Origin of the sequence: Albidovulum sp. (genome assembly GCF_049646345.1) — a bacterium.
GTDB lineage: Bacteria > Pseudomonadota > Alphaproteobacteria > Rhodobacterales > Rhodobacteraceae > Albidovulum.
Genome location: NZ_JBARVQ010000114.1, coordinates 1 through 4442, shown reverse-complemented (window position 1 = coordinate 4442; position 4442 = coordinate 1). Strand labels below are relative to the sequence as shown.

The window sequence follows — 4442 nt, the reverse complement described above, 5'->3', positions numbered from 1 at the left end:
GATGCGGGCGATGTGCAGGCCAATGGCTTTCAGATCGTAGAAGACGACGCCCCCGGACAGACGTTCACTGAAACAGGCGCGTCGTTCATGGGGTTTTCGGGCTCTGCACTGCTGGGCAGCGCCTATGTCCCGGAACCGAAATACGGGATCGCGTTTACCGGTGACGGATCGTTCATGATGAACCCGCAGATCCTGATCGATGCGGTCGAACACGGGGTGCGGGGCATGATCGCACTTTTCGACAACCGCCGCATGGCCGCGATCACCGGTCTGCAATACGACCAGTACGGCCGCGAGTTCAAAACCAATGACGGGGTGGCCGTGGACTATGTCGCCATGGCCGGTGCGGTTAGCGGCGTGAAGGCGCTCCATGGTGGCTATAGCCGCGAGGAGCTGGACGCCGCGCTGGAAACCGCACATGCGCATGACGGCCTCTCTCTCATTCATATCCCGGTTTATTCGGGCCGTGATCCGATCGCAGGTATGGGGGCCTACGGGTCATGGAATGTCGGCAATTGGGTCGATGATGTTCAGGGCCAATACCTGACCGCGACAATCTGAGGAGCAGGTATGTATCAGGATCTGAATCTATTCATCCGCGGCGACTGGCGCGCGGCATCGGACAAGGCAACCAAAGCCGTGACCGATCCGGCCACCGAAGAAATTCTGGGCACGATTGCCGTTGCCACGCCCGCGGATGTCGATGCAGCTTTGATCGCGGCGCAGAACGGTTTTGCCGTCTGGCGCAAGACCGGCACATGGGACCGCGCCGCGAAGCTTCGTAAAGTGGCCGATCTGATCCGGGAAAGGCAGGCCGACATCGCCCGCCTGATGTCTCTGGAAACCGGTAAGCCGCTGGCCGAAGCGATGGGCGAAACCGGGGCCGCGGCCGATCAGTTCGAATGGTATTCGGAAGAAACCAAGCGCATTTACGGTCAGATCATCGAGGCGCGAACGCAAGACAGCCGGATGGCCGTGATCTTTCAACCCGTGGGTGTGGTGGCTGCGTTTTCCGCCTGGAATTTCCCGGCGCTGCTGCCAGCCCGGAAGATGGCGGCGGCATTGGCCGCAGGCTGCGCGATCATTGTCAAACCGGCAGGGGAGACGCCTGCTTGCTGCGCTGCACTTGTTCAGGCGTGCCATGATGCGGGTATCTCGCCCGGTGTTGTGAACATGCTGACCGGCAGTTCCGGTCAGATCGCCGAACAGCTGATCCGCTCGCCCATCGTGCGCAAGGTCAGCCTGACCGGGTCAGTTCCCATCGGCAAACAGATCCTGTCGCTTGCCGCCGAAGGAGTCAAAAAGGTCTCGATGGAGCTGGGCGGTCATGGCCCGGTTCTGGTCTTCGATGATTTCGATGCCCGCAAGGCCGCCGAGATATGCGCGCCTACCAAATTCCGTAATTGCGGCCAGGTCTGCATCTCGCCGACCCGGTTCTACGTCCATGAAAAGAGCTATGACGCCTTCGCAACACGGTTCGCTGAAATCGCCAGATCGCTGAAGATCGGGCAGGGTCTGGTGGATGGCGTACAGGTCGGGCCGATGGCCAACAGGCGCGGTCTTGAGACGATCCAGGCCATGACGCAGGACGCGCTGGATCGCGGTGCCGAGTTGCTTGCTGGCGGCAAGGCTCCGGCCGGGTTCAACAAGGGTTATTTCGTCGAGCCGACTGTGTTGGGACGGGTCCCGGATGACGCCTTGGTCATGAACGAAGAGCCATTTGGCCCGATCGCCCCGATCACCACCTTCAAATCCTATGATGAGGTGATCAAACGCGCCAACGCGCTGCCGTTCGGGCTGGCGGGCTATGTGTTTTCCAACAATCTCAGCCTGGCCACCCGCGCCTATGAGGATCTTGAAGTGGGCATGGTCGGCGTGAACGAGATGCTTCTGGCGACGGCCGAAGCCCCCTTTGGCGGCGTCAAGGAAAGCGGCATGGGCCGTGAAGGCGGATCGCTGGGGATCATGGACTACCTCGACCCGAAATACGTCAAGATAAAGCTGGAAGGGTAGTCGTCATGTCCGATGACAAGGCACAAGGTTTCGCCCGCGGGCTGACCAATTATGGCGACCACGATTTCTCGATCTATCTGCGCCGATCCTTCGCATCGTCCATGGGGTATTCCCAAGATGTGCTGAAAAAACCGATCGTTGGTATCGCCAACAGCTTTTCGGGGTTCAACAACTGCCACCGCCATTTCCCCGAGCTGCTTGAAGCGGTCAAGCGGGGGGTGCTTCTGGGCGGCGGACTGCCGGTCGAATTTCCGACGATCTCGCTTGGCGAGGTGTTTCTCAGTCCAACCAGTCTCAAGTTCCGCAACCTGATGTCGATGGACACCGAAGAGATGATCCGCGCCCAGCCAATGGATGCGGTGGTTCTGATGGGCGGCTGTGACAAGACCGTCCCGGCGCAATTGATGGGGGCGGCCTCAGCCGATCTTCCGGCCGTGCAACTGGTCGCCGGTCCAATGATGACGTCTCGACATGGTGCCGAACGGTTGGGCGCCTGCACAGATTGCCGGCGGTTCTGGGGGAAATATCGCGCAGGTGAGGTTTCAAATCAGGAGATCAATCAGATCGAGGGTCGTCTGGCCACGACTGCCGGCACCTGTGCCGTCATGGGAACGGCATCGACAATGGCTTGCATCGCAGAAACCCTCGGCATGTCGTTGCCGGGCACCGCTGCCATTCCTGCCGTCCATGCCGACCGTCTGCGCGCGGGCGAGGCCTCTGGTCTGGCTGCCGCAAGCATGGTCGCCAACCCGATCCGCCCAAGTCAGGTCATCACCGAAAAGTCTGTTGAAAACGCCCTGCGGGTGCTGCTGGCACTCGGGGGCTCAACGAATGCGATCATCCATCTGACCGCCATCGCGGGACGTCTGGGGATCAAGATATCGCTCGAAAAGCTGAATGCGCTATCTGACACAACGCCGGTTCTGGTGAACCTCAAGCCGGTCGGTTCGGACTATATGGAGGACTTCTTCTATGCCGGTGGCATGGGCGCTGTCCTGCGCGAACTGAAACCACTTTTGCATCTCGATACGCTGTCCGTCACCGGCGAAACGCTTGGGGATCGGCTGGAAAACGATCCCGGCTATGTCGATCATCGGATCATCTCCAAGGCCAGCGCGCCGCTAGAACCGCAGGGCGGTCTGGTTGCGCTCTTTGGCAATATCGCCCCGCGCGGCGCCATTCTGAAGCGTTCTGCCGCCGATGAAAGTCTGTTCGAAAAGGAAGGCAGGGCGGTGGTCTTTTCCTCGCTCGAAGATCTGGCCAAACGCGTGGATGATCCGGATCTCGACATCACCGAAGATGATTTCATGGTGTTGCAGAATGCAGGCCCGAAAAGCGCCTCCGGCATGCCCGAGGCAGGTTACCTGCCAATCCCGAAGAAGCTGAGCGCAAAGGGCGTCAAGGATATGGTCCGGATCTCGGACGCGCGCATGTCAGGGACCGCCTTCGGTACGATCGTTCTGCATGTCGCCCCGGAAAGCGCCGTCGGAGGGCCGTTGTCGCTTGTCCGGAACGGGGATCGCATCCGGCTGTCAGTGAAAGAAAAGCGCATCGAGCTTTTGGTCGACGACGCAGAGCTGGAACAGCGCCGCGACACCTGGGTTTCGACCGTCGTGCCGCCCGAAGATCGGCGCGGGTATGACCGCCTCTATGCCAGCGAAGTCGGCCAGGCCGATGAAGGCTGCGACTTTGCATTCCTTCTGCCGGTTGACCGGCAAAACACCTGAATCTGAGGAAAATCAAATGAAGATTGGGGCACCCAAAGAGGTTTCCAAGGGCGAAAACCGTGTCGCGATGACGCCGTCTTCGGCCGTGCAACTGCAAAAGCTCGGCCATACTTGCATCGTCGAATCCGGCGCGGGCGACGGGGCAGGCTTCTCTGACGTAGACTACCAAGCAGCCGGTGTCGGCATTGCCAAATCGACAAGCGATCTGTGGGGGACTGCCGACATTATCACGAAAGTCCGGCAGCCCGACACGAAGGAACTGGCGCGGCTTTCGCCCGCCAAGACGCTGATTTCCTTTTTCAACCCCAGCGGCAACGAAGCCGGTCTTGCACAGGCCAAAGCTTCGGGTGCCACCGTTGTCGCGATGGAGATGGTGCCCCGCATTTCACGGGCGCAGAAGATGGACGCGCTGTCGTCGATGGCCAATATCGCCGGTTACCGCGCGGTCATCGAGGCGGGCAACAACTTTGGCCGGTTCTTCACCGGCCAGGTGACAGCGGCGGGCAAGATCCCTCCGGCCAAGGTGCTGATCGTCGGCGCGGGTGTCGCCGGTCTGGCGGCAATCGGCACGGCGACCAGCCTTGGCGCGCAGGTATACGCCTTCGATGTGCGCCCGGAAGTAGCCGAACAGATCGCGTCCATGGGGGCGGAATTCGTCTTTCTGGATTTTGAAGATCAGCTCGCGGACGGTGCGGCCACGGG

General features: G+C 60.6%; 3 protein-coding genes and 1 pseudogene. All 4 read left to right on the top strand.

What is annotated here, in order from left to right:
* Window positions 1-561, top strand: a 561-nt coding sequence (locus WBB85_RS02940) for a thiamine pyrophosphate-dependent enzyme (protein ID WP_432637129.1), incomplete at its 5' end; no start/stop codon positions are given.
* 9 nt (window positions 562-570) lie between these two features.
* Window positions 571-2013 carry an NAD-dependent succinate-semialdehyde dehydrogenase gene (locus tag WBB85_RS02935; RefSeq protein ID WP_432637128.1) on the top strand — a complete coding sequence of 481 codons (1443 nt, stop codon included), beginning with the start codon at window positions 571-573 and terminating at the stop codon, window positions 2011-2013.
* A gap of 5 nt (window positions 2014-2018) precedes the next feature.
* Window positions 2019-3740: an IlvD/Edd family dehydratase gene (locus WBB85_RS02930; RefSeq protein WP_432637127.1), complete on the top strand. Its 1722-nt coding sequence runs from the start codon at window positions 2019-2021 to the stop codon at window positions 3738-3740.
* 16 nt (window positions 3741-3756) lie between these two features.
* Window positions 3757-4442, top strand: a pseudogene (locus WBB85_RS02925) (Re/Si-specific NAD(P)(+) transhydrogenase subunit alpha); the annotation flags it as partial.

Excerpts from the sequence above, each read along its gene's own strand:
- WBB85_RS02935 (WP_432637128.1), top strand. The coding sequence starts at position 571 with ATGTATCAGGATCTGAATCTATTCATCCGCGGCGACTGGCGCGCGGCA.
- WBB85_RS02930 (WP_432637127.1), top strand. The coding sequence starts at position 2,019 with ATGTCCGATGACAAGGCACAAGGTTTCGCCCGCGGGCTGACCAATTAT.